This window comes from Acinetobacter sp. UBA3025 (assembly GCF_002367915.1).
In the GTDB taxonomy this organism is placed as follows: domain Bacteria; phylum Pseudomonadota; class Gammaproteobacteria; order Pseudomonadales; family Moraxellaceae; genus Acinetobacter.
On sequence record NZ_DFDO01000208.1, the window covers coordinates 1 to 4811 of the forward strand.

At 44.2% G+C, this 4811-nt stretch carries 2 protein-coding genes; both read right to left on the reverse strand.

Annotated elements, in window-relative coordinates; genetic code table 11:
• Nucleotides 1-38 precede the first annotated feature (38 nt).
• Nucleotides 39-164 carry a KGW motif small protein gene (locus B4J23_RS08705; RefSeq protein ID WP_257220869.1) on the reverse strand — a complete coding sequence of 42 codons (126 nt, stop codon included), beginning with the start codon at nucleotides 162-164 and terminating at the stop codon, nucleotides 39-41.
• 313 nt (nucleotides 165-477) lie between these two features.
• Nucleotides 478-4311 carry a phosphoribosylformylglycinamidine synthase gene (gene purL, locus B4J23_RS08710; RefSeq protein WP_291360019.1) on the reverse strand — a complete coding sequence of 1278 codons (3834 nt, stop codon included), beginning with the start codon at nucleotides 4309-4311 and terminating at the stop codon, nucleotides 478-480.
• Nucleotides 4312-4811: the final 500 nt, after the last annotated feature.

The following is a 4811-nucleotide window of genomic DNA, read 5'->3' on the forward strand; positions in this document are numbered from 1 at the left end:
AAAAAGCCACCTGTCGGTGGCTTTTTTAAATCTGTTGCTCAAGAACTCTGTAGCAAATAACTGCCTACCAAGAACAGTACCTGTAGGCCAACAACAAAACCAAATAACCACCAACCTTTCTGACGTAATTCCGTTCTATCCATTATTCTGAGCGTCTTAGCCATGTCACCACCTCATTCTTGAGTGTTGATACTGAACTGATCTATACCATCTTTCCTTTAAAGTGCATAAATATTGTGCATTATTTACACAATATCACTTCTATGCAGATATAAAAGCAAAATCTAAACCAGTTCAGCGGGAGAAAATTAAATAAATGTTTCAAACTGCTTAAAAAGCAAAAAGCCACCCACTGGTGGCAATTGATGAAGCTAGTCTAAACAAAAGTAAATGATTTTTCTAGTTTTACTAATTTCCCATAAGTTCAAATTATAAAAAAGGGCCGCTGCTGCGACCCTTTTTTGAAACTAAATCAGATTAGCCAATGAACTTACGCGCATTACGGAACATACGTAACCATGCACCGTCCTGATCCCAGTCTTCTGGTTTCCAAGAGTGCTGGATCGCACGGAAGTTACGCTCAGGGTGTGGCATCAAGATAGTCGCACGACCATCTTTCGAAGTTACACCAGAGATCCCTTCAGGCGAACCATTCGGGTTCAATGGATATTGCTCAGTCGCATTACCTTGGCTATCCACATAACGCATGATCACCTGATTATTGGCATTCAATGCAGCAATGCTTTCAGCCGATGCTACTACGCGACCTTCACCATGTGCCACAGCGATTGGAAGAATCGAGCCTTCCATACCTTCTAACAATACAGAGTGAGATTTCTCTACACGAACATTGACGCTACGTGCTTCAAATACTTCTGATTTGTTGCGATGGAACCGAGGCCAAGCATCTGCACCTGGAATCAGTGGAGCCAATTGTGACAGCATCTGACAACCGTTACAGATCCCTAGAGAGAAGGTCTCCTGACGGTTAAAGAATTTCTCGAACTGGTCACGAAGTTGCTGATTGAACAATACTGATTTCGCCCAGCCACCACCTGCACCCAATACGTCACCGTAAGAGAAGCCACCACATGTGACCAGACCTTCGAAGTCATCCAGGCTGATACGGCCAGCTAGAAGATCGCTCATGTGTACGTCAACAGTATTGAAGCCGACTTTGTCGAATGCTGCTGCCATTTCTACATGACCATTCACACCCTGCTCACGCAGAATCGCCATATTTGGACGACGTGAGTTAATGTACGGTGCTTCGATTTGTTCGTTCAGATCAAATGTCGGTTGAGCAATCAAACCTTTGTGTGCTTTGTCTGTTACTAATGCAAATTCTTGATTTGCAGTTTCTACGTTGTCACGCAGACGCTGGATTTGATGAGAAACTTCAGTCCAAGCCACTTGCAGGTCGGCACGTTCAAGTACCAGACCATTTACAGATAACTGATCAGAGTTATTCACTGTACCTACTACAGAGATCGCATCTTTCAGAGTAGAAGTCGCGATTTCTGCTTGTAATGCTTCCCAATCTGCTTTCGCTATTTGCAGAACTGCACCGATTTCTTCAGCGAACAATGCTTCAACTGATTGGTTTTCTAGCGCTACGCCTAGACGTGCAGCAAACATCATTTCCGCAACAGTTGCCAGTAAACCACCATCACCGATGTCATGGTAAGCCTTGATCAGACCACGGTTGTTCCAGTCTTGAACCAGTGCGAAGAATGCTTTGAAGTCATCAAAGCTGTCGACATCAGGAGTAACTGAACCAATTGCTTTGTATACCTGAGCCAAGATCGAACCGCCTAAACGGAACTGACCCTTAGACAGATCAATACGAACCAGTACAGATTCAATATTTTTCAGCTCAGGGGTTAATGTTTTGCGAACATCAGTTACAGGTGCAAATGCAGTGATCACGCCTGACATTGGCGAAGTTACAGACTTGTCTTCACCTTCGTCATTCCAGGTAGTACGCATAGACAGTGAGTCTTTACCGACTGGAATTGCAATACCCAATGCTGGACACATTTCCATACCAATGGCTTTTACGCCTTCAAACAAGGCTTGGTCTTCGCCTGGTTGACCTGCAGCCGCCATCCAGTTTGCAGACAGTTTGATGTCGCTGATCTGATCAATCTTCGCAGACATGATGTTCGAGATCGATTCAGCAACTGATAAACGTGCAGAAGCCGCTGGGTTTAACAATGCAACTGGTGGACGTTCACCCATTGCCATCGCTTCACCAGTGAAACCTACAAGGCTGGTAGTCGTTACGGCAGCGTCTGCTACAGGAACCTGCCATGGGCCAACCATCTGGTCACGTGCCACCATACCGGTAATCGAGCGGTCACCAATGGTGATCAGGAACGATTTAGATGCCACCGTCGGGTTCTTGATCACGCGATAAATCGCATCTTTCAGATCAGTCACTTTAGACGCATCAAAGTCATCGCCTTTACGCGGAGCAGTTTCATATGAACGGCGCATACGTGGTGTACCACCAAGCATCACTTGCATTGGCATATCCACTGGCTTGTTGCCGAACAAAGGATCTTCAACGGTTAAGTGACGCGCTTCAGTTGCTTCACCCAATACCGCGAACGGACAACGTTCACGCGCACAGATTGATTCAAATAATGGTAGAGATTCTGGACGGATCGCAAGCACATAACGCTCTTGCGCTTCATTTGACCAGATTTCCATTGGCGACATGCCTGGCTCAAGCGATGGGATCTTACGAAGATCCAGTACTGCACCCAGCTCATGGTCATTTACAAGCTCAGGCATCGCATTCGAGATACCGCCCGCACCGACGTCATGTACAGAAACGATTGGGTTTTCATCTTCCATACGCCAGCAAGTATCAATCACTTCCTGACAACGGCGTTCCATTTCCGGGTTTTCACGTTGTACAGAAGCGAAGTCCAGGTTTTCACCCAGTTTACCGCTGTCTACAGATGATGCAGCACCACCGCCAAGGCCGATCAGCATTGCTGGACCGCCAAGCACGATCAGTAGATCGCCTGGTTGAATCGCATCTTTTTCAACGTGGTCCGGACGGATGTTACCGTAACCACCCGCGATCATGATTGGCTTATGGAAACCTTTCACTTCACCATTGACGTTTTGTTCGAAAGTACGGAAATAACCAGTCAGCGCTGGACGACCAAATTCGTTGTTAAACGCTGCGCCCCCCAATGGACCTTCAATCATGATCTGCAATGGAGATGCCATACGTGACGGTTTGCCGTAGTTTTCTTCCCAAGGCTGTTCGAAGCCAGGAATATTCAGGTTAGATACGGTGAAACCCGTTAAACCAGCTTTCGGTTTACCACCACGACCAGTCGCGCCTTCGTCACGAATCTCACCGCCTGAACCAGTTGCTGCACCGGCAAATGGTGCAATCGCTGTTGGGTGGTTGTGAGTTTCCACTTTCATCAGGATGTGTGCGGCTTGGCTCTTGTATTTATAAACGTGTTGACCGTTATCTTCTTGAGTTGGGTAAAAGCGTTGTGTGTCAAAACCAACAATCACCGATGCGTTGTCTTTATAGGCTGACAATACGTCTGTTGGTGATTCTTTATAGGTATTTTTGATCATCTGGAACAATGACAATGGTTGAACTTCACCATCAATCGTCCATTCAGAACCGAAGATTTTATGACGGCAGTGCTCTGAGTTAGCCTGCGCAAACATCATCAGTTCAATGTCGTTCGGGTTACGACCCAGTTTAGTAAATGCTTCTGTCAGGTAATCAATTTCCTGTTCAGACAGCGCAAAACCGAACTCATTATTGGCTTTTACCAATGCCTCTTTACCTTGACCCAGGATATCAATCGAGTTCAAAGGTTTTGGCGCAGTTTCAGTAAACAACACTGCAGCATCTTCAATCGCATTGAAAACACTTTCAGTCATGCGGTCATGCAAGATCTGTAATGCTTCTTTAGAAAGCTCTTTTTCGCCCTTCAAAGTAAACAAAACACCGCGTTCTAAACGATGAACCGGTGTATTACAGTTGGCAAAAATATCAGTTGCCTTTGATGACCATGGTGAAATCGTGCCGACACGCGGTGTCACTAGAATCTGGATTTCATCACTTGCAGCCTGGCGCAGTTCAAATGATTGACCATCGTTGAGAAGCTGTAAAGCGGATTGCTGTTGTTGCTCGTTGAGCGCTTGGTCAAAAAGATAAACAAATTGACTTTCTAGTGATTGAACAGAACTAATTGACGATAAACGTGTGAGTAGTTGAGCTTTCTTAAAAGAAGAATGTGCAGGTGCACCGGCAACGATAAACATGCTGATTTTGGCTCCACGGGATGGTCTTGTGAACCATGCCACAATGTGACTTGAGAGAGCGCATATTCTACTGTGAAATACATAAATCGGCTAGAGAGGAAATGAGAAAACTCAAGCGAAAAGCTATAGCATTTTATAAATAATGCTTTTATTTTCAGATAAAAAAATTGAATGTAGTCGCACAGCTTAACACAATTTGTTAAAGAAAAATTAAAACTAGTCAAGAATAATTCAACTTAAAAATTTTGTATTATTTTTCAACACTATTGATCATATCAAGTGGTTTAAAATTTAATCTCAATTTTTAATAAAAATGAGCCAAGAATTGACTTCTTTATTATTTCTTGATCAAAAATAGGTAGCTGCGCTGCTTTTCGCCATCTGTCTGAATCATGATCAACTATATTAACTATTCAGCTTACAGATTAAGATTTTCTTTCTATCAAAATTATTGCTCTATAAAAAAACAGGCTGTTTGACCACTGCTGTCCCATAGTTTG

Excerpts from the sequence above, each read along its gene's own strand:
- purL (WP_291360019.1), bottom strand. The coding sequence starts at position 4,311 with ATGTTTATCGTTGCCGGTGCACCTGCACATTCTTCTTTTAAGAAAGCT.
- B4J23_RS08705 (WP_257220869.1), bottom strand. The coding sequence starts at position 164 with ATGGCTAAGACGCTCAGAATAATGGATAGAACGGAATTACGTCAGAAA.